Source organism: Lutibacter aestuarii, assembly GCF_042676885.1.
In the GTDB taxonomy this organism is placed as follows: domain Bacteria; phylum Bacteroidota; class Bacteroidia; order Flavobacteriales; family Flavobacteriaceae; genus Lutibacter; species Lutibacter aestuarii.
On record NZ_JBHTIC010000008.1, the window covers coordinates 179,271 to 205,463 of the forward strand.

14 protein-coding genes are annotated in these 26,193 nt (G+C 32.2%); 7 read left to right on the forward strand and 7 right to left on the reverse strand.

Features of this window, described 5'->3' with window-relative positions; genetic code table 11:
- Positions 1 to 26 precede the first annotated feature (26 nt).
- The 7 genes from ACFQZW_RS08335 to ACFQZW_RS08365 form a co-directional block, all read right to left on the reverse strand.
- Positions 27 to 1,628 (reverse strand): beta-N-acetylhexosaminidase, encoded by a 1,602-nt coding sequence (locus ACFQZW_RS08335; RefSeq protein ID WP_386782306.1) that lies wholly within the window; start codon positions 1,626 to 1,628, stop codon positions 27 to 29.
- Between the two features lie 14 nt (positions 1,629 to 1,642).
- Positions 1,643 to 3,124 carry a sulfatase family protein gene (locus ACFQZW_RS08340; RefSeq protein ID WP_386782308.1) on the reverse strand — a complete coding sequence of 494 codons (1,482 nt, stop codon included), beginning with the start codon at positions 3,122 to 3,124 and terminating at the stop codon, positions 1,643 to 1,645.
- A complete protein-coding gene (locus ACFQZW_RS08345) occupies positions 3,124 to 4,626 on the reverse strand; it encodes a sulfatase-like hydrolase/transferase (RefSeq protein WP_386782310.1) in 1,503 nt (500 codons plus the stop codon). The genes ACFQZW_RS08340 and ACFQZW_RS08345 overlap by 1 nt, the downstream gene beginning before the upstream one ends.
- A 132-nt stretch (positions 4,627 to 4,758) precedes the next feature.
- A complete protein-coding gene (locus ACFQZW_RS08350; protein WP_386782313.1) occupies positions 4,759 to 6,321 on the reverse strand; it encodes a sulfatase family protein in 1,563 nt (520 codons plus the stop codon).
- A complete protein-coding gene (locus tag ACFQZW_RS08355; protein WP_386782315.1) occupies positions 6,305 to 7,717 on the reverse strand; it encodes a sulfatase in 1,413 nt (470 codons plus the stop codon). Before ACFQZW_RS08355 ends, ACFQZW_RS08350 begins: the two co-directional genes overlap by 17 nt.
- Positions 7,717 to 9,564 (reverse strand): sulfatase-like hydrolase/transferase, encoded by a 1,848-nt coding sequence (locus tag ACFQZW_RS08360; RefSeq protein WP_386782317.1) that lies wholly within the window; start codon positions 9,562 to 9,564, stop codon positions 7,717 to 7,719. The genes ACFQZW_RS08355 and ACFQZW_RS08360 overlap by 1 nt, the downstream gene beginning before the upstream one ends.
- Position 9,565: 1 nt before the next feature.
- Positions 9,566 to 11,119, reverse strand: coding sequence for a sulfatase family protein (locus tag ACFQZW_RS08365; protein WP_386782319.1), 1,554 nt, complete (start codon positions 11,117 to 11,119; stop codon positions 9,566 to 9,568).
- A gap of 245 nt (positions 11,120 to 11,364) precedes the next feature.
- On the opposite strand from ACFQZW_RS08365, the gene ACFQZW_RS08370 reads away from it, so the two are divergent.
- The 7 genes from ACFQZW_RS08370 to pflB all read left to right on the forward strand — a co-directional run bounded on the left by ACFQZW_RS08370 (position 11,365) and on the right by pflB (position 26,180).
- Positions 11,365 to 13,605: an alpha-L-fucosidase gene (locus ACFQZW_RS08370; protein ID WP_386782321.1), complete on the forward strand. Its 2,241-nt coding sequence runs from the start codon at positions 11,365 to 11,367 to the stop codon at positions 13,603 to 13,605.
- A gap of 7 nt (positions 13,606 to 13,612) precedes the next feature.
- Complete coding sequence (locus tag ACFQZW_RS08375) at positions 13,613 to 15,079, forward strand: sulfatase (RefSeq protein WP_386782323.1); 1,467 nt, start codon at positions 13,613 to 13,615, stop codon at positions 15,077 to 15,079.
- A gap of 88 nt (positions 15,080 to 15,167) precedes the next feature.
- Positions 15,168 to 16,721: an arylsulfatase gene (locus tag ACFQZW_RS08380; protein WP_386782326.1), complete on the forward strand. Its 1,554-nt coding sequence runs from the start codon at positions 15,168 to 15,170 to the stop codon at positions 16,719 to 16,721.
- 55 nt (positions 16,722 to 16,776) lie between these two features.
- A complete protein-coding gene (locus tag ACFQZW_RS08385) occupies positions 16,777 to 18,348 on the forward strand; it encodes a sulfatase family protein (protein WP_386783049.1) in 1,572 nt (523 codons plus the stop codon).
- 60 nt (positions 18,349 to 18,408) lie between these two features.
- Positions 18,409 to 20,694 (forward strand): glycoside hydrolase family 20 protein, encoded by a 2,286-nt coding sequence (locus tag ACFQZW_RS08390; protein ID WP_386782328.1) that lies wholly within the window; start codon positions 18,409 to 18,411, stop codon positions 20,692 to 20,694.
- A 156-nt stretch (positions 20,695 to 20,850) separates the two neighbouring features.
- Positions 20,851 to 23,661 (forward strand): M16 family metallopeptidase, encoded by a 2,811-nt coding sequence (locus ACFQZW_RS08395; RefSeq protein ID WP_386783051.1) that lies wholly within the window; start codon positions 20,851 to 20,853, stop codon positions 23,659 to 23,661.
- Between the two features lie 293 nt (positions 23,662 to 23,954).
- Positions 23,955 to 26,180, forward strand: a complete 2,226-nt coding sequence (gene pflB / locus ACFQZW_RS08400) for a formate C-acetyltransferase (RefSeq protein ID WP_386782330.1) — start codon at positions 23,955 to 23,957, stop codon at positions 26,178 to 26,180.
- Positions 26,181 to 26,193 lie beyond the last annotated feature (13 nt).

Sequence of the window (26,193 nt, forward strand, 5' to 3'; positions counted from 1 at the left end):
TATTTTAGGAATGAATTATATTTTAATTAAAGTTTATTAGCATAGTTAATCCCTTTATTTTTCCAATGTTGCTGCAATAATTTTAAGGCTTGTTTAAAAGTTTCAAAATTTTTAGCAGTTGTATTGGTCCATCCAACTTCAGCAAAAGCAGCAATTCTAGGGAAGGTTTGGTATGCTACTTCATTGTTAGTTGGTGTCCATTCACTCCACATTTGACAGCCTAAACCATAAATGTTTTTGTGGTATTTTTCTTCTAACCCTTCAGGAATAGGGTTAAAGTTATAAGCTTTTTGTAAACTAATTGATTTGTAACTGTAATCTAAATACGTGTTGCTATGTAAAGAATTTACAATACCATAACCTTTTTCTGCAGCTTCGGTAGCCAATTCTAAATTTCCTTTCCAAAAGTGAACCACTACATTTTGCGCTAAAGATGTTTCAGCTTCTTTGTCGTGTTTTTTTTCTTCAAATCCTTTATGAATATTTTTTCCCATAATTTCATTCCACCCCATCATTCTTCTTCCTTTACTTTCAATAAATTTGGAGATATTATTTGTGAAATAAATTTGTAAATCGGCTGGTGTTTTCAAGCCTTTTTCTTTCATGTATTTTTGTACATGCTCGGCTTCTTCCCATACTTTATAACCAACTTCATCTCCTCCAATATGAATTACTTCTGATGGAAATAATTCAAATAATTCATTTAAAACATCTTTGATAAATTGTTGTACTTTTGGTTTGGTAACATCGTAATTGTCATAATGGCGACCAAATTTAACTGGAACTTCAATTTTTTTACCTAAAGTACCCAACCAAGGATAAGCTGCAATTGCTGCGCTAGAATGTCCAGGCATTTCAAATTCGGGAACTATAGTAATATGTTTAGCAGCCGCATAGGCAACAATTTCCTTTATTTCTTCTTGTGTGTAATAACCACTATGTGGTTTGCCAGAAGTTTTACCACTTCCCCAAGTTTCAATTTCTGAATCAGCTCTTGTAGCTCCAATTTCGGTAAGTTTAGGATATTTCTTTATTTCAATTCTCCAGCCAGCGTCATCGGTTAAGTGCCAATGAAAAATATTCATTTTTAATAAAGCCATTTCATCTAAGATTAATTTTACAAAATCTTTTCCATGAAAATAACGAGATTCATCTAACATATATGCTCTCCAACCAAATTTTGGAGCATCTTCAATTTTTAATACTGGAAGTTTTATTGGAAGCTCTATGGTTTGTTGTTGAAGCAAAAATTGTTGTATCGTTTGAAATCCATAAAAAATACCTGTAAGTGAACCACCTGTAATAAGTATTTGATTTTTAGTAATGGACAATTGGTATGCTTCTTTAGCAAGATTATTAGCTAATTTTAGAACAATATTATTTTTATTTTTTTGTTGCGTATTTCCAATAGCTAATTTTAAGTGATAGCGATTGAATATAAAACTTTGAAACTGTTTTGCGGTTTCTAGAGTAGCTTCCGAAGCTACAATTTGAGTGTTTTTATGAATTTCAAAAAATCCATTAAATATTTCTATTTGATTGGGTTTTGGAATGATATGAAACTCTGTTTGTTGTGCCATAGTTGGCAACCAAAATGTTAGAATTAAGAGAACTACTTTAATTTTCATGGGTTCTGTATTTTTTATTGATTGGTTTCGTTAATTTCGGTTCTCCAAGCTTGATGAATATTTTTTAATTCATTCATAATTTTTGGATACTGTTTTGCCAAATTGGTAGTTTCGCCTGGGTCGTTTTCTAAATTGTATAAATACGTTCCATACTCCATTTCAACCATTTCGTATTCAGAATTGCTTTTGGCTTTGTCACTGGCAGTTCTTAATTTCCATGAGCCTTTTCTTACTGCTGTTTGGGCATTATTATCCCATACTAAAAACTCGTGTTGTAACTTATTATTAGTTCCGTTTAATACATCATACATGTTAATTCCATCAATATTAGAAGGAATGTCAATACCCGTTGCTGCACAAATAGTTGGTAAAATATCCATAGCACTTACAACATTATTTAATGTTTTTCCTTTTTGAAAATTTTGTGGATATGTAATTATTAGTGGAACTCGAATACCTCCCTCATATAAAGTATATTTTGAACCTTTAAATGGGGCGTTATTTGCATAAATAGGAGTGGAGCCTCCATTGTCGCTTATAAAGATTAGAATAGTATTTTTTAATAAATGCTCCTCTTTTAAATAGCTAGTTATTTTCCCAATTTCAGTATCTAAATAATCTAGTTGACCTAAGTATAAAGCTCTACCTTCAGGATTGTTTGGGTATCGTGCTTTTTGATACCAATCGTAATATTCTTCTTTAGCAGGATCCCAATCTTCTAAGCCTTTTAATCCCTTTTTTTCTAAATATTCTTTAGGAAGTTGATGTGTAAAGTTATGAACTGCATTGAAAGATACTTGTAAAAAGAACGGATTGTTTTTGTTTTTATGAATAAAATTTCGAGCTTTTGTTCCAAAGATTTCTGTAGAAAATCCAATGGTATCAAACTTAGACTTATTTTTCCAAAAAGCTTGTTGCCTTAAACTTTGTCCTTTTTTATGATGTTCTTCCTTAACTTTTTGAAAAGCCGTTTCTATTGAGTCTGTATGATTTAAATAATGTTTACGGGCAGAAGTATTTCCAAAATAATAGTCAAACCCATGATTTAAAGGGAAGCTTCTATTATCAGTCTGATAGTCATTAGAACCATAATGAACTTTTCCTACATAGCCAGTAGTATAGTTTTTTTGTTTCAATAGTTCTGGAATGGTTTTATAATTGTTATTATGAATACCTTTTCCTCCGTACCAAAAAGTTCCCCAGCGATGTTGATAACTTCCAGTGATTAATCCACCTCTTGAAGGGCTACAAATGGATGAAGTAGCGTATGCATTGTTAAAATATACCCCATTTTTAGCAAGTTCATCAATATTGGGTGTTTTTACATCTGTGGCTAAACCAGTATGACTCATATCAGCAAAGCCTAAATCGTCCACAACTATTAGAACAATATTAGGTGATTTATTCACTAAATTGGTTTCTCTTTTTTTTTCACTACATGAGCTACATAAAATGCAGAAAACAAAACTTAAAACAAGGAGGTAATATTTCATCATTAATTTTTGGTTTTAGGATTATGATAATCAGCACCTTTTTCACTTTTTTCACAAGATTTAACCCAATCAAATAGTTCTTTTTTTAATTGGTTGGCTATTTTAGGGTATTTATTAATAATGTTATTTTTTTCTTTGGGGTCATTTATAAGATGGTACATTTCGAAAGCCTTATCCTTCCCATTTCTAATTAGCTTATAAGTATCATTTACCCATGACATTTTATCTGGGTATTGGAATCCTATGCCAGAATATCTTTCTTTTTGATTTCCATAAATGGCATTGGTTAAATCAATTCCATCAATAGGATAGGTACTCTTATTTTTTATATTTAACATAGCCAAAATTGTAGGAAAATAATCACTAGTTACCGAAGCTATATTGGTGGTTTTTCCTGAAGGTATTTGTTGAGGCCAAATACAAAATGAAGGAACTAACAAACCGCCTTCATATAAATCTCTTTTTTTTCCTCTGTAGATTCCAGCGGTAGCTGGAGTGTTTACTTCAGGACCATTATCTGAAGCAAACCAAATCATTGTATTATTTGCTGCTTTTTGTTTTTTTAAAAAATCATAGAGCCTCCCAATTTGAGTATCCATTGCGGTGATACTTCCATAATACAATTGTTCTTGATGGGTATATTTAGAATATATATCTCTATTTTTTTTATCAGTTACCACTGGTAAATGTGGGGTATGTATCCAAATTACTGTAAAAAAAGGAGTGTTGCTTTTTATGGCTTTAGCTATAAAAGGAATGGCTTTATCCATGATAATTTTAGTGTTTTCTCCTTCAATATCTTTTACTAATGCTTTTTCGTCTTTACCTGTCCAATAGGATGTACCGTAATTTTTGGTTTTTTTATTTTCTATTGCAGACCAACCATATCTCCAACTTTCACCTTGCTTTTCATCAAAAATTTCAGGATACACTAAAGGATCAAAAGTTGGTATTTTAGATTCGGTTACAAAATACTCATCAAACCCATGCATATCTGGGGTAGAGTAGTGTTTATAATTATCAGGTTTTCCTCTGTTGGCATCATTTTCTTTTGTTGTAAGTGTTCCTAAATGCCATTTCCCAAAAATTCCTGTTTGATATCCTTCATCTTTTAAAATCTCAGATAGTGTAATTTCCTCTTTTTTTAATTTTCCTGTATTTGCAGTATAAATGCCTTGTCTATAAGGATTTCTACCAGTTAAGCAACTTGCTCTTGTAGGTGAACAAACTGGAGCAGCCGCATAAAATCGTTTAAAAGTAATGCCATTATTTGCGAGTTGATCTAAATTAGGGGTTTTAATGATTTTATTTCCGTTAAAACCTACATCTCCCCAACCTAAATCATCTGCCATAATTAAGATAATATTTGGTCTGTCAGTTGTTTTGATTTTGTTTTGTGAAAAAATAAAGTTAACGGATCCTATATACAAACAAAATAGTAAAATACGTTTAGTATTTTTTAGCTTATTGTGTATTTTAAACGAAGTAATCATATTGCTAGTCATTTTTAAGCTATCACTTTTTGCTTTTTAGTTACTCAAAATAATGTGTTCGAACACACAAATATAGTTTGAATTCAGATGTTATCAAAAGTATTACAGTAATTTCTATAATATTATTATTAATTTTTAATTGTTCTAATAGGTGTTTAGGAGTTCATTTATTATAGGGTAATTATCATCAGTATCGCCATAAGCTTTTCGTTGCTTTACCAATTCTAATTTCATATCTTTAATAATCTCAGCATAATTAGGGTTTTGGTATTGATTATGATTTTCATGTGGATCATTTGCTAAATCATAAAACTCCCAAGTTGGAGCTGTGGTTTCATTGGAAGAACCAGTCATATCTAATGCTTGACCATAGAAAAACGCCAATTTGTACTGTTCATTTCTAATTCCAAAATGACCCGGTCTTACTGGATAGTGTTGCCAATAACGGTAGTAGGCTGATTTTCGCCAATTGTTAGGAGTGTTCCCTTTTAAATTTTCTCTAAAACTTTTTCCTTGTATAGAGGCAGGAATTTTGACTCCTGCATAGTCAGCCATTAATGCTGGAAAATCAATATTTAAAATAAGATCATCAATTCTTTTACCGCTTTTTATTTCTTTAGGGTATCTAATTACAAAAGGCATTCTAAGAGATTCTTCATAAATTAAACGTTTGTCAAAAAAGCCATGTTCTCCTAAAAAGTATCCTTGATCGGCAGTATAAATAACCACCGTGTTTTCTGCCAATCCCGAATTTTCTAAATAGTCCAATAACTTTCCAATATTATCATCAATAGCTGCACCAGATCTCATAAAATCCTTGACAAGTTTTTGATAAATATGTTTTCTAGCAGTAATGGAATCCATTCCTTTAACTGAAAATGGAAGTTCAGGATATTTACACCACCAACTATCTGGATCAGCTGAAGCTGTTTCCCATCGTAACCCCAAATTTTCTAGAGTTTGACCCTCAAAGGTTCTTTCAGAATTTTTTGAATAAAAATCTAGTAAGTTAGTTGGTTCTGGAATTTCAATATCTTTATATAGATCTTTAAATCTTTCAGGAAAATCAAAAGGTTCATGAGTTGCTTTAAAATGAGTCATTAACATAAAAGGTTTGCTATGATCTCTTTGCTCTAACCATTTGATTGATAAATTTGTAATTACATCAGTTGAAAAGCCTTTATGGATATCCCATTCTTCAGCAGGTTTGTAAAAGTTTTCTGAAGTTCTTAAAATAGGATCCCAATACCTGCCTTGATCGTGTAAAATATTGTAATAATCAAAGCCGCTAGGTTCTTTTTTTAAATGCCATTTTCCAATAATTGCTGTTTGGTATCCATTTTTTTGTAGCACTTTAGCAATGTTTAAACTATCAGGGTTTAACGCATCATTTAATGTGTATACCCCATTTTTATGACTATATTGTCCAGTTAAAATGGTTGCTCTGCTAGGTACGCATATAGAGTTGGTACAAAAGGCATTATTTAAAACCACACCTTCATTAGCTAATTGTGTGATATTTGGAGTTTTTACATAATCTTTTAAAACACCACCATAAATACCCCAAGCTTGAGAAGTATGATCATCAGACATTATAAATACGATATTTGGTGATACATTAACAACTTCTTTTTTTTCAGGGGTACAACTTATAAAAAGTAGAAGTAGTAAATTTATAAAAGTAATGTAGTTAGTTTTTAGACTCATTTTGATGTTCGTTTTTATAAGTTGGATTTAATTTAGTAGGAATGGGTGCTTTTGTTTGTATCCTTAAATCATTTAATAAGATTAATAATTTCTTTACTTTTTTGGTATGGCTTTCTAGTAAATTATGATTTTCAGAAATATCATCCTTTAAATTGTAAAGTTCAATTTCGTTATTTTCATAATAGTAATGCAACTTCCATTTTCCATATCTTATGGTAGAACCTGGTCTTGTTCTAAAATAAGGATCTCTTCCTGTGTCATTATTAAAACCTTTTTCGGCTTGTAAATAAATCGGAAAATGCCAAAATAAAGGGCGTTTTTTGAAGGTTCCTTTATTAAATAAGATAGGAGTTAAGTTTTGACCATCTTGTGGTTGGGTTTTAGGGGCTTTGGTGTTTGTAATTTCTAAAAATGTTGGATAAAAATCAATATTATTAACTGGAGTTTCGGAAATTGTATTTGGTTTAATTTTAGCTTCCCAATTAATGATAAGTGGAACACGAACTCCTCCTTCATAATAAGAGCCCTTCCCATGTTTTAAAGGGGTTTGCTTGGAAACTGAGTACAAGCCGCCATTGTCTGATGTAACAATAATAAGTGTTTTTTGAGTTAGATTTAAATTTTTGAGAGCACTCATTAATTTACCAATATTGCTATCCATCGCTTCAACCATTGCAGCGTAAGTTGAATTGAAATGATTTTTAGTTGGCTTCTTTTGGTTGTATTTATCAATGAGCTCTTTTTTCCCCTGAATTGGTGTGTGAACTGTATAGTAAGTTAAATACAAGAAAAAAGGAGCGCTTTTGTTTTTATTGATAAATGTTATGGCTTCATTGGTTAACCTATCCGTTAAATACTCACCAATAGGTCCATCTTTTAGATTCGGGTTTTTGTAAGGACTAAAGTAGGTTTGAGGATGCCCAGCATGAGTTCCTCCAACATTATAATCAAAACCTTGTGTTTTTGGAGTTTTACCTAAATGCCATTTACCAATAGAAGCGGTTGTATATCCTGATTTTTTTAAAGCTTCAGCAATAGTTATTATAGAATCATGAAGTACAGTGGTATTTTTAATTGGAATTAATTTACGATGTTTACTTTTTCCTCTATCAGAATTATTCACGGTATAAATTCCATGTCTTGGGCTGTACATGCCAGACAGTAAGCCAGCTCTACTGGGAGCGCAATTTGCAGCTGAAGCATATGCATTGGTAAACCTTATGCCTTTAGCAGCGAGTTTATCTATATTAGGGGTTTCATAATATGTACTTCCATAACATGAGAGATCTGTCCATCCTAAATCATCAATATTGATATATACAATATTAGGTTTATTTTGGTTATATCCTATCGTTGAAATGAAAAGACATAAACTTATAAAAATATTTTTAATCATTACTTTATGATTAATTCGTCAATAAAAAACCAAGCAGGGTTACCAGCTCCAGTATGCCAATCTGGACAAACTCCAATACCTTTTATGGTTATTTTTACAAACCTACTTTTTTGAGAGGTACTTAAAGAGGCATAGTCGATACTATTTTGCTGTTTGGTTTGTTTAATTTTTACAGATTTTAAATTTTTAAATTTTTTACCATCTTCAGAAAAACTAACTTCAAATTCTTGGGGAGGAAAAATCCAATTACCAGCAGATGAAAGATAATTGATACCTACTTCAGAAATAGGTTCAGAATTTTTTAAATCAATGATGAGTTCTACATTTTTTCCTTCAACACCAATCCACTGACCAGTGCTAAAATCAGCATATCCAAATTTACCATCTATTAAAACTTCAATATTTTGATAGTTGGCATTTAATTTACTTTGAGTAGTAATTAATTTATGGACTGCTATATGACTGACTGTTTTTATCTTTTTAGGAATGTCTTTTTCGTTTCCATGTTCCCAATCAATATATTCTTGAATAAGTTCTTTCACTTTTTCTGGATATTTTTTAGCCAAATTTTCCATTTCAGAAAGGTCCATTTTTAAGTTGGTTAAAAACAAGGCATCATTTTCAAAATTTAAGATTCCTTTATGTGAAGTGTCTTTCGGATTTCCAATCAGTTTCCAATTTCCTTTTCTAACAACCCATTGATTTCCATATTTCCAAAAAGCACTGGTTCTAGGGGAGTTTGTGGCTGGATTTTTAATCATTTGGGAAAGATCCATTCCGTCAATATCTTTTAAAGGAGTTGTAAATCCACATAGGCTAGCAAGTGTTGGCATCCAATCAAGATTCATTAAAAATTGATGGTTTACGGTATTTTTAGGAAGGTGATTTTTCCATTGAATAATGGTAGGAAGTCTAATTCCACCTTCAAAAAGACTACTTTTTGCACCTCTGTAAGGCCCAGAATTTCCTCCACCATTAAATGCTCTTACTTCCGTTGAATAACCATTATCTGACTGATAAATAATAATGGTGTTTTCCAAAAGATTTAATGTTTCCAATTTGTCAACTAAAAAACCAATTCTTTCATCAATGGTAGATATAAATGCGGCATAATCTCCTCTAGGTTTAGGAGTATTTTTATAAAATTCTCTCCACTTTTCAGTTGGTTGGTATGGATAATGAGGCATGTTTATGGCATAATACAAGAAAAATGGTTGATCTTTTTGATTTTCCACAAAATTAATTGCTTTTTCAGAAGCTAAATCTGGAAAATAAGTACCATCATAAAAAACTTCTTTGCCATTTTCATATAAGTCATGCACATTAGGACCTTCCCAATAAAAATAATGAGAATAATTGTCAATACAACCTCTTAAATGCCCAAAAGAATAATCAAAACCTTGTTTGTTAGGACTGCTAGCTTCATCCATTCCTAAATGCCATTTTCCTATATGACCAGTAGCATATCCATTGTCTTTAAATAGTTCAGCCATGGTATATTGTTCTGCAGGCAACCCTTTGGAATTTGGAGTTGCTGAAGTATTTCCAGAAACACCTGCATTTTGAGGATACTTTCCTGTTAACATAGCCGCTCTAGAAGGTGCACATACAGGAGCAGCAACATACCCTTGGGTGAAGCGTGTTCCTTCTTTAGCTAGTTGGTCTATATTTGGTGAATAAATATCTTTTGCCCCATAACTTCCTAAATCTACAGCACCTTGATCGTCTGTATAAATAATAATTACATTGGGTTTTGTTTTAGACTGTGCATTTAGGTTGAGGTTATAAACCAGCACAATTCCTAAAATTAAAATTTTAATGCTCGTATAAAAGTAATGGGTATTCATGCTAAGGTGTTTTTGGTAAAAAAGAAGTTTTTGTATCGTTATTTTGTGGTTTTCCTATAGTACTTCTTCCTTTTTCAATATAGCTTTTCATGAGTAAGGTAAGTTTTTTGACCATAGCAGGGTGTTCTTTTGCAATATTAACGGTCTCAGAAATATCTTTTTCTAAATTGTATAGTTGATAGTTTGGCAATTTCATTTCTTCAGCTTCTTTTGGAGTGGGATAAGACCAACCTCCAGAGCCAGCACCAAAAACTAACTTCCATTTTCCTTGTCTAATGGAAAACATTCCTTCAATAGAATGATGCACAGTTGCTTCTCTAATAGGTGTATCATAAGGTGCACTCAATAAAGCGGGTAGTATGTTATAACTATCTTCGGCTTCATTATCAGCTAATTTTTCATCAACTATAGCAGCTGCTGTTGCCATTAAGTCTGTGAGGCATATAATTTCATTTGAAGAAGTTTCTTTTTTAATTTTAGCAGGCCATTTTGCAATAAAAGGAATACGATGACCTCCTTCGTAAATATCTGCTTTATATCCTCTAAAATTTTTACTTGGGGTGTGTCCAAAACGGAGTTGTTCTTTAGTATCAGCTGCTGGAGCAAAGCCATTATCACTTGTAAAAATAATTAAAGTGTTTTCAGAAATACCTAATTCTTTAACGGTGTTTTCTAGTTGTTTTACTACATCATCAACCATTAAAACAAAGTCGCCATAATCACCAGCTTCACTTTTTCCCTTAAATTTAGCGGAGGGTAAAATTGGAGTATGGGGTGCAGGCAAAGGAAAATACAAAAAGAAAGGGTTATTATTTTGAGTGCTTTCTTGAATATATGTGATTGCTTTATTTGTTAAATGAGGAAGTACGTCTTGGTGTTTAAAATCGTTTCCGATAGGGCCTTTTCTCCAAAAACCTTTTCCGGTAGTAGCCTCAATAGTGTCAATTTTTGTAGCTGTAATTTTATGATTTTCTATATAGAAGTATGGAGGAATGTCTAAAGAAGCACTAATTCCATAAAATAGATCAAAACCTACATCATTTGGAGTACTTTTTAAAGGTTGCTTAAAATTTACTGAACCGTCTATGTTTTTTGCCCATTCTAAACCTAAATGCCATTTTCCAATACAAGCTGTTTGATAGCCTTTCTTTTTTAAAATACTGGCTACAGTAGCTCTATCTTTTTTTATTAATGGCTCATCATAACTCCAAAGAACTCCTTTTTTCATCCAAGTTCTCCAAGCATACCTTCCAGTTAAAATACCATATCTTGTTGGTGAACAAACAGCTGAGTTGCTATGTGCATCTGTAAATGAAATTCCTTCGGCAGCTAACTGATCGATATTAGGAGTTTTTATTTTGGAAGCTTCATTTAAATGAGAAATATCACCATACCCAAGATCATCAGCTAAAATATAAATGATATTTGGGAGTTTATGTTGTTGACTAGAAACGGTATGAGGATTGGTAAAGATAAATGTCAACAACCAAAAGAACATATAGTTTTTATAAAAAGTAGAAGTTTTGTGTGCATATATACAAGCTATAAATCTCACGTATAATTATTTTAAAAATTAAAAAACAGTTAAATTTAAAAATTTACTTAGGGTTTTACTATATTTTTAGACGAAGGTTCTAAGTTTACATACTAATGTTCAATTTTGGTTTTAGCTTAAATAATTATTTTGTTAAGATGTTCTTTAAAATCTGTCATTTAATTGAAAATTGACGCTCTTTATCTAAATTAATATTGATATCAATAGAATTCATTTAATTTTAAAGCTAAATAAATTAATAAATTATGAGACTTCATATAAAAATGATTTTCAAAATAGCAATTTGTTTCTTCACTTTTTTTAAGAGTACGGCTCAACAAAAGATTAAAATTGAACCTACAAATACAATTGAAATTACACAAAATGATACTAAAGAGTCTATAATTTTAAAAGCTGCCCATGTGATTCCTACAAAGCAACAATTTAATGCTTTAAAGGATGAATTTATTGCATTTATCCATTTTGGGCCTAATACATTTACAGGAAAAGAATGGGGTTCAGGGATGGAGGATCCTCAATTATTTGAGTTAAAAAAAATAGATACCGATCAATGGTGTGAAGCTATGAAGAGTGCAGGTATGACCAAGGTTATTTTTACAGCCAAACACCACGATGGATTTTGTTTATGGCAAACGAGATACACCAAGCATGGAATTATGTCAACAAATTTTAAAAAAGGTGAAGGAGATGTGCTTAAAAATTTAGCGGCTTCTTGTCAAAAATATGGGCTTAAGCTGGGAGTTTATTTGTCTCCAGCAGATTTGTTTCAAATTGAAAACCCCAAAGGTTTGTATGGTAATGGAAGCAAAATTACTCAAAGAATCATTCCAAAAACAGTATCAAATAGGCCGTTTAAAAATACAACTACGTTTACTTTTGAAGTAGATGATTATAATGAATATTTTTTAAATCAATTATTTGAATTATTAACAGAATACGGCCCTATCCACGAAGTATGGTTTGATGGAGCACATCCTAAAAGAAAAGGAAATCAGCAATACAATTACCAGGCTTGGAAAGAGCTTATAAAAACATTAGCTCCAGAAGCTGTTATTTTTGGAAAAGAAGATGTTAGGTGGTGTGGTAATGAAGCAGGAAAAACAAGAAAAACGGAGTGGAATATTATTCCATATAAAGATAATCCTAATAAACTGACTAGGTTTGATGATATAACCTCAGATGAAATTGGTGAAAGACCTCAACTCTATAATGCTAATTTTTTACATTATCAATTCGCTGAAGTTAATACCTCTATAAGATCAGGGTGGTTTTATAGAGATGATGAACATCAGCAAGTAAGAAATGCAGACGATGTTTTTGATATGTATGAAAGAGCTGTTGGAGGAAACACTGTTTTTTTATTAAACATCCCTCCTAATAAAGAAGGTAAATTTTCATCAAAAGATGTTGCAGTTTTACAAGAAGTTGGAAAACGAATTAAAGAAACGTATGCCGTTAATTTATTTCAATATGCAACAGGACCAAAAGAAGTGTTAGATTTAAATGATACTACCTATAAACTGTTTGATGAAAATAATAAGAGTATGGTAATATCAACACCAACACCAGTTACTATCAATCGTTTGGTACTTCAAGAGGCTATTGCTACTCATAGCGAGAGAATTGAAAAATATGCAGTAGATGCCTGGTTAAACAATAAATGGACGCTTATAGCAGAAGGAACAAATGTTGGCTATAAAAAAATTCTTCGATTTAAAGAGGTAACTTCTACTAAATTTAGACTTCGAATTCTAAAAAATCGATTTACTCCTGCCATCTCTTTAATCTCAGCACATTATTACAAAGCTACACCACCTCAATTAACAATACATAGAACGCTTAATGGAATGGTAAAAATTGAACCAAAAACTACGAACTTTAGCTGGAAACCTCATGGAGAAAATAGTCGTAAAAATTTACAAAGCAATCTTGAAATTAGGTATACAATTGATGGTAGTACCCCCACTAAAAAATCAAAATTATACACAGTGCCATTTAAATACCAATCAGGAATCATAAAAGCGGTTGCTTATGTAAATTCAGATCAAGGAAGTATAAGTGCTAAAACTTTAGGAATTTTAAAAAATACTTGGAAAGTTTTAGAAGTCTCTAGTGAACAACAAAAGCATCAAGCTTATTTTGCTTTTGATGAAAACCCAACAACTTATTGGCAATCAACTTCTGGAACCAATCACAGTATAAGTATAGATTTAGGAAAGTTAATAGCATTGAAAGGTTTTGAATATCTTCCTCCAAAAAATAATATTTTAGGGATGATAGAAAAAGGAACAATTTATACCAGTACTGATGGATCTTCTTGGGAGTATTTGGATACCTTTGAATTTGGAAATTTAATTAATGACCCTTCACCAAGAACACATTATTTTAATACAAAGTCTAGTTTTAGATTTGTTAAAATAGTTACCAATACCATTGCTGGAAATAAAAGTACAGCCACTATTTCAGAACTTAATTTTTTTAAATAAATAAATAATGCCATTCATAAATTTTAGTCGCAAACAATTTTTTAAATATGTTTTAGTATTAACGGTATTCCTAACCGTTGATGACATACTAGCTCAAAAGTCAACTAAACCAAATGTTTTATTTATTATTGCAGATGATTTAACTGCTACTGCAGTTTCTTCCTATGAAAACAAGGCTTGTAAAACACCAAATATTGACCAATTAGCTTCAGAAGGGGTTCAATATACTAAAGCATATAGCCAATACCCTGTATGTGGACCTTCTAGAGCTTCATTAATGTCTGGTTATTATCCAAATGCTACTACCACGTACGGATATGTTAGCGGACGAAAAAATATTGGAAATGATAGAAATACTTGGGCACAATTGTTTAAAAATAATGGTTATTATACGGCTAGAGTGAGTAAAATTTTTCATATGGGAGTTCCAATTGATATTGAAACAGGCTCTAATGGTGAAGATGATGAAGCTTCTTGGACGGAGCGTTTTAATAGTCAAGGTCCTGAATGGAAAGCTGAAGGTGAAGCTGAACTTGTACAAGGAAATCCTGATGGAAGCATAGAAAGAAAAGGTGGAAATGTTATGACTATTGTAAAAGCTGAAGGAGATGACACTGTACATTCTGACGGAAAAACAGCCTTAAAAGCTATAGAGTTAATTAAACAACACAAAAATGAACCTTTCTTTATGGCAGTTGGGTTTGTTCGTCCACATGTGCCATTTGTTGCCCCAAAAAAGTACTTTAAAGACTACCCATTTGAAGTGATTGAAATGCCTCCAAAAGTTAAAGATGATTGGAATGATATTCCAAAAAGAGGAATTAATTATGTAACCAGTGTAAATGCTCAAATGAATCTTGAGCAAGAAAAAAAAGCAGTAGCTGGGTATTATGCTGCAGTATCTTATATGGATGCCCAAGTAGGGAAAGTGTTAAACGCTTTAAAAGAAGAAGGTATAGAAGATAATACCATTGTAATTTTTACCTCTGATCACGGTTTTCATTTAGGAGAACACAATTTTTGGATGAAAGTAAGCTTGCATGAAGAATCTGTTAGAGTTCCTATGATTATTAAAGTTCCAGGTAAAAAAGCATCTGTATGTCATTCTTTTGTAGAACTATTGGATTTATACCCTACCATTGCGGAATTAGCAGGATTAAAAGCATCTAAACACCTACAAGGGAAAAGTTTAGTTAAAACACTCGACAATCCAAATGCTAAAGTAAGAGATATGGCATTTTCGGTAAGTCAAGGAGGAAAATCATTTTTAATTAGAACAAAAAAATGGGCTTATATTCAGTACGATGAAGATGCAGGTTCTGGTATAGAATTATTTGATATGGAAAATGATCCTCAACAATTTACCAATTTAGCAAATAACCCAAATTATAACAACGTAGTAGCTGAAATGAAATTGAAATTACGACTCAAATTAAAAGAAATTAGAACTAACGATTTAAATATTCAGTATTAATAATTGTAAATAACACATTTAATGTAAAATGGTTTATTTTTACAACTAATATAAAGCAAAATTATAGGTCATTTAAATTTAACAATCAATGCAAAGCCTTCAAAAAATAGTATTTATCCTAATTTTAGCACTTAATTTTAATTCGTGTAAAGAGTTACCTAACAAAGATGAAGTTAAGAACCCCAATATTATATACATTTTAGCAGATGATTTAGGCTATGGTGAACTGGGTGTTTATGGACAAGAAAAAATTCAAACTCCAAATATAGATGCTTTGGCCTCTAGCGGTATGTTATTTACACAGCATTATGCAGGTGCCCCAGTTTGTGCACCTTCAAGGTATATGTTGTTAACTGGTAAACATGCTGGACATGCGCGTATTAGAGGGAATGATGAATGGGCAGAGCGTGGTGATGTTTGGAATTATAAAAAAACAGTAGAAGATCCAAATTTGGAAGGGCAGCGTCCAATTTTAAACAGTACAACAACTTTAGGAAAGGTATTGCAAAAAGCAGGCTATAAAACTGCAGTGGTTGGAAAATGGGGACTAGGAGCTCCATTAACGGAAGGGATACCTACTAAAAGTGGTTTCGACTTTTTTTATGGGTATAATTGTCAACGTCAAGCACATCAATTATATCCAAAACATTTATGGAAAAATGAAGAAAAAGTTTGGTTAACAAACGAGTTGATTGCTCCAAATACCAAATTAGATAAGGGAGCTGATATCATGGCTTCTGAAAGTTATCAAAAATATGAACAACATGAATATGCTCCAGCATTAATGCAACAAGAGGTTCTTCAATTTATTGAGGAAAACAAAGAGCAGCCATTTTTTATGTACTATGCTTCTCCTTTACCTCATTTACCGTTGCAAGTACCTCATCAATATGTAGATAAATACGTAAAACTGTTTGGAGAAGAAGCACCTTATGTGGGCGATAAAGGTTATTTTCCAACAAGATATCCAAATGCCACTTATGCAGGAATGATTACTTATTTAGATGACCAAGTTGGAGAAATCGTTCAAAAGTTAAAGGATTTGGATTTGTATGAAAATACCATTATTGTATTTACAAGCGATAATGGACCCACATACACAGGGGGAGTAGATGCTGAATATTTTAATAGTGCCAAACCTTTCTCAAATGAATATGGAAGAACCAAAGGGTTTACTTATGAAGGAGGAATTAGAGTTCCAATGATTGCAAGTTGGCCTGGAAAAATTAAGGCAGGAAGCACCACCAATCATGTATCGGCTTTTTGGGATGTATTACCAACTTTTAGTAGCTTAGTAAATGCTGAGTTACCTAAAGATATTGATGGAATTAGTTTTTTACCAACTTTATTAGAAAAAGGAGATCAACCAACTCATCAATTTTTATATTGGGAATTTCCAAGCTATCAAGGTCAGCAAGCTGTAAGAATGGGAGATTGGAAAGGAATTCGTAAAAATATTTTTAAAGGAAATATGGATATTGAGTTGTACAATTTAAAAGAAGATCCAACTGAAGCTATAAATGTGGCTGATGAATATCCGGAAATTGTAGAGAAAATTACGACTATTATGAAAGAAGAACATACTCCTGCAGACATAGAAAAATTTAAAATTAAAGAACTTGGAGATAAAATTTCAAAATAAGAAGCAATCTAGATATTTTAACAAAATTTCACTTTTTCTAGGTGTTTTTAGCTGTGTGTTAACTTTGAGTAGTTGTCAACAGTCTAAAGGCAAAGTAACTAAAGCAATTGTTGAAGTTAAACAGCCAAATATTGTTTTTATTATGAGTGATGACCATGCATATCAAGCAATAAGCGCTTATGGTCACGGTCTTAACAATACACCTAATATTGATAGAATTGCAACAGAAGGAGTCATTTTCAATCAAGGATTTGTAACCAATTCTATTTGTGCTCCAAGCAGAGCAGTAATGCTTACTGGAAAACACAGTCATATCAATGGTAAAGTAGATAACATATTACCTTATAATTGGGATCAAGATAATTTTGCCAAGCAGCTTCAAAAATCAGGATATCAAACAGCTTTGGTCGGAAAAATTCATTTAAAAGGCTTACCACAAGGTTTTGATTATTCAAATGTTTTGCCAGGGCAAGGAGAATACTACAACCCAGATTTTATTGAAAATGGAGTTCGAAAACAATACCAAGGATATGTGACTAAGGTAACGACTAACATTGCGTTAGATTGGTTACAAAACAAACGTAAAAAAGACGCCCCTTTTTTGCTCTTGTATCATCAAAAAGCACCGCATAGAACTTGGATGCCAGAAGAAAAGTATTTCACTTTATTTGAGGATAAAGAGTTTGAACTTCCAGCGAACTTTTATGATGATTATTCGGGTAGATTGGCAGCCTCTAAACATGAAATGGGAATTTATAAAGATATGGATGTGGTGTACGATTTAAAAATGTTAGATGTAGAAGGAGCGTTAAAAACAAGGTACAGAAAAGCGTTTGAAAATCAGTATAATAGAATGGATTCGCTTCAAAAAAAGGTTTGGGATGCATATTATACACCTATCATAAAAGATTTTAAAGAGAAAAATTATCAAGGAAAAGACTTAGCCAAGTGGAAGTTCAATAGGTATATAAAAGATTACCTACGCACCATACAATCTGTAGATGATGGGGTGGGTGAAATTTTAGAATATCTTGATACACAAGGGCTTTCAGAAAATACCATAGTAGTTTACACTTCAGATCAAGGTTTTTATTTAGGAGAGCATGGGTGGTTCGACAAACGTTTTATGTATGAAGAGTCTTTTAGAACTCCCATACTTATGAAATATCCTAAAGAAATAAAACCAGGAACTACCATTGATAAATTAGTTCAAAATTTAGATTTTGCACCTACTTTTTTAGATTATGCAGGTGTTGAAATACCTAAAGATGTCCAAGGAGAATCGTTTAGAAAATTGGTGAATGGAGAAGTAAGTGAATGGAGAGATGCGATTTATTATACCTATTATGAATTTCCAGGAGAACATCATGTAAAGCGGCATTACGGAATTAGAACAGCTCGTTATAAACTCATTCATTTTTATTATGATATAGATGCTTGGGAATTGTATGATTTGGAAAAAGACCCTTCAGAAATGAAAAATCTATACAATAACCCATCGTATGCAAAAGTTCAGAAGAAAATGCATCAACAGCTAAAAGAACTCAGGTTAAAATATGGTGATAGTGATGCTTTAACCCAAACAAATTTAACTAGATATCTCAAAGCTAAAGGACTTCAAAAATAACTATTTAAATAATAGTTATTTGTACAAATTAAAAACTTCCATTTAAAAGTATAAGCTCCAATGAACATCTCTAAAATTATTGTATTAGCAGCAGTATTAATTACTATTTCTTGTCAGCAAGAGCCACCAAAACGTCTTGGAATTATTCCAGAACCAGCTCATATTCAATATCAAGATGGGTATTTTGAAATCAATGAGCAAACAGTTATAGTAATTGATGAATCTGAAGATGCTAAAAGCATAGCTAATGAACTGATTACTTTTTTAAAAAATCAATTTTCTTTAAGTATAGAAGTTTCAACTACAGCTCAAAACAATGCTATTTTTCTAACAAAAGTAGGTGAACAAATAAAAGAAGGAGCTTATGATTTAACGGTTTCAAAAAAAGGAATTGCAATTCGAGCCGGAACTTATCAAGGAATTTTTTACGGAGTTCAAACTATAAAGCAACTATTAAGTCCTAAAAATAGCATTCAAAAACCAATACTTTCCTTAGTAACCATAAAAGATGCTCCCGAATTTAAATGGAGAGGAATGATGCTAGATGTATCAAGACATTTTTTACCAAAAGATTCAGTTAAACAGGTGATAGATATTTTAGCAATGCATAAAATGAATAAATTTCACTGGCATTTAGTTGATGGTATTGGATGGCGCATACAAATTGAGAAGTATCCAATGTTAACTCAAAAAGGCGCTTGGAGAAAAGTAAAAGAAAATAGAAAGCCTTGGGAAGAATTTGAAGTTTGTGAGCAAAATTTTGATGGAGAGGTATATGGTGGTTATTATACCAAAGAAGATATTAAAGAGATTGTAGCTTATGCGGCTGAACGTTATATTGAAGTAATTCCAGAAATTGAAATGCCAGGACATTCGGAAGCTGCCTTACAATGTTATCCAGAGTTTATGTGCAAGGGTGTTGAAAGTACAGGCGTGTATTGTGCTGGTAACGATGGTGCTTTTACTTTTTTACAAAATATCATAACAGAGGTGGTTGAATTATTTCCTAGTCAATATTTACATATTGGAGGAGATGAAGTAGGTAAAGAAGGTTGGTTGCAATGTAGCGATTGTAAACAACGTATGGCAACAGAAAACTTAAAAAATGCTGATGAATTGCAAAGTTATTTTGTTAAAAGAATGGAGCAGTTTATTCATTCAAAAAATAAAAAATTAATAGGCTGGGATGAAATTTTAGAAGGTGGTTTGCCTGAAAGAGCTACCGTAATGTCTTGGCGTGGAGTTAAAGGTGGAATTGAAGCAGCAAATGAGGGGCACGATGTAGTAATGTCGCCAGGTTCACCTTGTTATTTTGACCACAGTCAAGGGAGTAGCGAGTTTGAACCACCATCTTGGGGTGGGTATAACAATCTTTTAAAAGTGTATGAGTTTCATCCTATTCCAAATGAAATTGCAGCAGATAAAAAGCATCATATTTTAGGAGGACAAGCAAACCTTTGGACAGAGCAAATTACTTCATTAAACCATATTCAATATATGATTTTACCTCGAATTAGTGCACTTTCTGAAGCTTTGTGGACTCCTTCAACTCAAAAAAATAAAGAAAAATTTATAGACAAACTCGATGTTCAATTTGATAGGTTTCAAGAATTAGGTTATGAGTATGCAACAAGTTCATTAACACCTAATTACCAAGTGAGCTATGATAAAACTACCCAACAATTTAATTTAAGATTAGCCAATGAACTCAATCGTTATGAAATTAGATATACTTTAGATGGTTCTGAACCAACATTAAATTCAACCGTATATACTAAGCCTATTCGTTATACTTCACCTATCCATTTACATGCGGTATGTTTTAGAAATGGAGAACAAACAGGGTATCCGTTGATAAAAATGTTTTCTACCAGTTTTAGTGATCAATGTACTATCACCTATACAAATGCGTATAATGATGCGTATAGTGGAGGTGGTGCTGAAGCCTTGTTCGATCAAAAATTTGCCATTTCTAGAGGTGATGATCCTCATTGGCAAGGATTTAAAAAAGATGACTTTGAGGTTACCATTGATTTAGGAAGTGTAAGTGAACTTTCTTATATAGGCTTAAATTTCTTTCAACACATAGGTTCAACTTCGGTTATGTTGCCAACTAATGTTTCTATAGCAATTTCAAAAGATGGGAAAAATTATCTTCCAGTACTTAATTCAGCCATTGAAACTATAGAAAAAAGAGATCCTTTTATTAAAAGAATAGAAACTAATTTTGAAAAACAAAAGGTAGGATTTATAAAAATAGTCGCTAAAAACAGAGGAACACTTCCAGAATGGCATATAAGAAAAGGAGCTGCTTGGATTTTTGTTGATGAACTATCTATCAAATAAACAACTATGGTAAACACCTTAAAATTAAGTTTTTAAAAGAAGGTGACTTATTTAAATAATCTTGTGTATATTTAGTCAATTCTAAAAAAACACATAAATATGCTTCAAAAGAATTTAAAAAATTTAATTTTTACGCTATTCTTGTTGCCTTTTTTAATGACTTCATGTAAAAAAGAAGACACAAAAATTGCTAGTAATGAAACTCAATTTTCAATAGATTTTGAAAAATATGAGTTAGAAAATGGTCTAGATGTAGTTTTACATCAAGATAAAAGTGATCCAATTGTATCGGTAGCCATACAATATGGAGTAGGTTCTAATAGGGAAAAAACTGGAAGAACTGGTTTTGCTCACTTGTTTGAGCACATGTTATTTCAAGAATCTGAAAATGTACCTCAAGATCAATTTTTTAAAAAAATTCAAGATTTAGGAGGAACACTTAATGGAGGTACTTGGAAAGATGGTACTATTTACTATGAAGTGGTACCAAACAATGCTTTAGAAACCGTACTATGGTTAGAAAGCGATAGAATGGGATATTTAATCAATACCGTTACAGAATCTGCTTTTTACAACCAACAAGAAGTGGTTCAAAACGAAAAAAGACAACGTGTAGATAACAATCCATATGGTCATACAAGTTGGGTATTGGATAAAAATTTATACCCAAAAGGACATCCTTATAGTTGGCAAGTAATAGGTGAATTAGAAGATTTACAAAATGCTACCGTTGCTGATGTAAAAGAATTTTACGACAAGTTTTATGGACCAAATAATGCAACTTTAGTTTTAGCCGGAGATTTTGAATTGGAAGATGCTAAAGCTTTGATTGAAAAATATTTTGGAGAAATTAAAAAAAGACAAGAAGTAACACCATTACCTGCGCAACCAATTACTATTTCAGAAACCAAGCGTTTGTATCATGAAGATAATTTTGCTTCAGCTCCACAATTAAATATTGTATGGCCAACAACTCAACAATATGTAGATGATGCGTATGCTTTAGACTTTTTAGCGGAACTACTTTCAAGTGGAAAAAAAGCACCATTGTACAAAGTTTTAGTTAAAGAAAAAGAATTGACCTCTAGAACTACTGCATATAATAGAGCCCAAGAATTGGCTGGAGAATTTCATATTTCAATTACTGCCAACAATGGTAAAAGCTTAAAAGATGTAGAAGCTGGTATTTTTGAGGCATTTGAGCTATTTGAAAAAGAAGGCATTCAAGATAAAGATATTGAACGTATCAAAGCTGGTTTAGAAACTAGTTTTTATAATGGAATTAGCAGTGTTTTAGGAAAATCATTTCAATTGGCACAATACAACGTATTTGCAGGAACTCCTAAATTTATTGAACAAGACATTGAAAATATTAAAAAGGTAACCAAAGAAGATGTGATGCGTGTGTATGAAACCTACCTTAAAGGAAAACCTTTTGTAATGACGAGTTTTGTACCTAAGGGACAGTTAGATTTAGTTGCTGATAATTCTGTAAAAGCTGAAGTGGTTGAAGAAGAAATAAAAGAAAATGTCACTAAAACGGTTGTAGATAAAAACGATGAGGTGGTAAAAACACCTTCAAAAATTGATCGTTCTGTAGCTCCAGCACAAGGAGAATCCCCTAAACTAAGTATCCCACAAAGCTGGACTGCGGAATTAGCAAATGGAATACAAGTTTATGGTATTGAACAAAATGAAATTCCGTTGGTGAACTTTAGCTTGGTTATAGAAGGTGGTCATTTATTAGATGCTATCGAAAAAAATGGAGTAGCAAATTTAATGACTGATATTATGATGGAAGGTACAGTTAACAAAACACCTGAAGAATTGGAAGAGGCCATAGAATTATTAGGAGCTAATATCAATATGTACACCACCAACGAATCTATAGTTATTAGAGGAAATACTTTAGTGAGAAACTTACCAAAAACAATGGAGTTGATCAAAGAAATTTTATTAGAACCACGTTGGGATGAAGAAGAATTTGCTCGTATAAAAACAAGTACCATCAATCAAATTACACGTTCAAATTCAAACCCAAATCAAGTGGCAAATCGTGTGTTTAACAAATCGTTGTATGGTAAAGATCATATATTTAGTTATCCTGCAAGTGGTACAGTAGCTTCTGTTGAAGCCATTACCATTGATGATTTAAAAGATTTTTACACTAAAAATTTCAGTCCATCAATTAGCAAGTTTCATATGGTTGGTAATATCACCAAAGAAAAAACCTTAGAAGTATTAAAAGGCTTAGAAAATGATTGGCAAGCCAAAGAGGTTGAAATACCAACGTATCCAATAGCAAATACACGTGATAAATCTTCCTTATTTTTTGTTGACATTCCAAACGCCAAACAGTCTGTAATCAATATTGGTTATATTGCATTGCCAAGAACGGATAAAGATTTTTATCCAGTAGAAGTGATGAATTATAAATTAGGCGGTTCTTTTTCTGGAAATGTGAATTTAGTACTACGTGAAGAAAAAGGCTATACTTATGGAGCTCGTACTGGCTTTAGTGGATCTAAAATACCTGGAACATTTTCAGCTTCCTCAAGTGTTAGAACCAATACTACAGGAGAGTCTGTTCAAATTTTTAAAGATGAAATAGCAACATATAAAGAAGGAATAAGCGCTGAAGATTTGGAATTTACTAAAAATGCTTTGATCAAATCCAATGCACGTCGTTTTGAAACTCAAGGATCTTTATTAGGAATGTTACAAGAAATGAGTACGTATAATTTACCAGCAAATTATATTGAAAATGAAGAAAGTATTATTAATAATATGACCTTAGAACAGCATAAAAAATTAGCCAATAAATATTTAGATGAATCTAAAATGTTGTATTTAGTGGTTGGTGATGCTGCTACTCAATTTGCACAATTCAAGTCTATGGGCTTTGATGAAGTAAAATTAGTTTCAAAAGAAGGAGAAGAAGTGCCTTTAGAAACGGTTAAACAATAAAAAGTTTGAATGATATAAAAAGGGATGCCAAAAGCATCCCTTTTTTTGTCTTCAATTTTAAATAAAAGCATCAAAAAAACATACGTTTTTAAAAAAATGATATTTTTTTTCTTTTTTTGAAAAGAAGCTGTTTTTTCATAGAATACATTTTCAAACGTTTTAGTGAAGCCTTGAAAACACTAGACTTAAAAGGCTTAATTATTCAATGATTTTTGTCATATTTTACCTATTTAATTGGACTAATTTTGTACCAGAATTCAAGAAAATTAGGATTAAAATTTAAATTAAAATATATGAAAATTAAGAAATTTAATGAAGGTGTTTGGAATGAATTTATTAATTTAAGAGACTTTGTTGCCAAAAATATTTCACCCTATCATGGAACGCATCACTTTTTAGTTGGGCCGAGTGAAAAAACTCAACAATTATGGGAAGCTTGTAAACAAGGAACCAAAGAGGAAAGAGAGCGTAATGGCGTACGTTCAGTAGATACCGAAGTCATTTCTGGAATCAATGCTTTTGAAGCGGGATATATTGATCAAAAAAATGAAGTAATTGTTGGTTTACAAACCAATGAGCTTTTAAAAAGAGCGATGAAACCATTTGGCGGCTTTAAAGTAGTTCAAAAAGCACTTTCTGAACATGGATTAAAGCCAAGCGACCATCTTTCAGAATTGTTTACAAAATACGTAAAAACACATAACGATGGTGTTTTTGATGCCTATACCGATGAAATTAAAAAATACCGTTCATTAGGGTTTTTAACAGGCTTGCCAGATAATTATGCCAGAGGAAGAATTATTGGAGATTACCGCCGTATTGCATTGTATGGGATTGATAGATTGATTGCCGCTAAAAAACAAGATTTAGCGACTATTGTAGGGCCAATGAGTGACAAGGTTATTCGTTTGCGTGAAGAGGTTTCTGAGCAAATTAAAGCGTTAAAAGAAATGGTGGAAATGGGGAAATCTTATCACTTAGATTTATCCAGACCTGCTGAAAACGCTCGTGAAGCTGTACAATGGACCTATATGGCGTATTTAGCAGCGGTGAAAGAACAAGATGGAGCAGCCATGTCTTTAGGAAATGTGTCTTCTTTTTTAGATATTTTTATAGAAAGAGATTTAGCAGCTGGGCTGATTACAGAAGTGGAAGCACAAGAATACATCGATCAATTTGTGATGAAACTTCGTATGGTACGCCATTTACGTATGGAAGCCTATGATGAAATTTTTGCTGGTGATCCAACGTGGGTAACTGAAGCTATCGGAGGAATGTTGGCTGATGGTAGAACCAAAGTAACCAAAACTTCATTCCGTTTTTTAAATACCTTATATAATTTAGGACCTTCACCAGAACCAAATATTACCATTTTATGGTCTGAACATTTACCTCAAAACTTTAAAAACTACTGTGCAAAAGTAGCCATAGATACTTCATCTATTCAATTTGAGAATGACGATCTAATGCTTAAAAGTCGTGGGTCTGATGATTATGGCATTGCTTGTTGTGTTTCTTACCAAGAACTTGGAAAATCTATTCAGTTTTTTGGCGCACGTACCAATTTGGCAAAAACATTATTACTAGCTTTAAATGGTGGTCGTTGTGAATTTACAGGTACCCCAATTGTAGAAGGAATACCTGAATATACCGACGAATATTTAGATTTTAATAAAGTGATGGCTAATTTTAGAATTGCGATGAAGCAAGTAGCTAGAGTGTATAACGATTCTATGAATATTATCCACTATATGCACGATAAATACTATTACGAAAAAGCTCAAATGTCTTTAATAGATACCAACCCAAGTATCAATATAGCGTATGGTATTGCTGGTTTATCTATTGTAGCAGATTCGTTGTCAGCCATCAAATATGCCAAAGTAAAACCGATAAGAAATGAGCAAGGTTTGACTGTTGATTTTGAAATTGAAGGGGAGTTTCCTATGTATGGTAATGATGATGATCGGGTAGATTTATTAGCAAGTGGTGCGGTTGCTGAATTTAATAATGAGTTAAAAAAATTACCAGTGTATAAAGATGCCGAAGTTACCATGTCGGTTTTAACCATTACTTCTAACGTTTCTTATGGTAAAAAAACTGGAGCAACCCCTGATGGTAGAGCTAAAGGAGTGCCTTTTGCCCCAGGAGCAAACCCAATGCACGGTCGCGATTGTAACGGTGCTATTGCTTCTTTAAATTCAGTATCTAAAATTAATTATGCCGACTCTAAAGATGGAATTTCAAATACCTTTTCAATTGTACCAAAATCATTAGGTGCTACTGAAGAAGAACAAATTGAAAATTTGGCGACTACTTTAGATGGATATTTTTATAGAAACGCTCAGCATTTAAATGTGAATGTATTAAATAAAGAAATGTTGTTAGATGCCATGGAAAACCCTGATGAATATCCTCAATTAACCATTCGTGTTTCTGGTTATGCGGTTAATTTTGTTCGTTTAACCAAAGAACAACAATTAGAAGTGATTACACGCTCGTTCCACGAATCTTTGTAACCAACCCCAATTA

Coding starts and splice junctions, on each gene's coding strand:
- ACFQZW_RS08335 (WP_386782306.1), bottom strand. CDS start 1,628: ATGAAAATTAAAGTAGTTCTCTTAATTCTAACATTTTGGTTGCCAACT.
- ACFQZW_RS08340 (WP_386782308.1), bottom strand. CDS start 3,124: ATGATGAAATATTACCTCCTTGTTTTAAGTTTTGTTTTCTGCATTTTA.
- ACFQZW_RS08345 (WP_386782310.1), bottom strand. CDS start 4,626: ATGACTAGCAATATGATTACTTCGTTTAAAATACACAATAAGCTAAAA.
- ACFQZW_RS08350 (WP_386782313.1), bottom strand. CDS start 6,321: ATGAGTCTAAAAACTAACTACATTACTTTTATAAATTTACTACTTCTA.
- ACFQZW_RS08355 (WP_386782315.1), bottom strand. CDS start 7,717: ATGATTAAAAATATTTTTATAAGTTTATGTCTTTTCATTTCAACGATA.
- ACFQZW_RS08360 (WP_386782317.1), bottom strand. CDS start 9,564: ATGAATACCCATTACTTTTATACGAGCATTAAAATTTTAATTTTAGGA.
- ACFQZW_RS08370 (WP_386782321.1), top strand. CDS start 11,365: ATGAGACTTCATATAAAAATGATTTTCAAAATAGCAATTTGTTTCTTC.
- ACFQZW_RS08375 (WP_386782323.1), top strand. CDS start 13,613: ATGCCATTCATAAATTTTAGTCGCAAACAATTTTTTAAATATGTTTTA.
- ACFQZW_RS08380 (WP_386782326.1), top strand. CDS start 15,168: ATGCAAAGCCTTCAAAAAATAGTATTTATCCTAATTTTAGCACTTAAT.
- ACFQZW_RS08390 (WP_386782328.1), top strand. CDS start 18,409: ATGAACATCTCTAAAATTATTGTATTAGCAGCAGTATTAATTACTATT.
- ACFQZW_RS08395 (WP_386783051.1), top strand. CDS start 20,851: ATGACTTCATGTAAAAAAGAAGACACAAAAATTGCTAGTAATGAAACT.
- pflB (WP_386782330.1), top strand. CDS start 23,955: ATGAAAATTAAGAAATTTAATGAAGGTGTTTGGAATGAATTTATTAAT.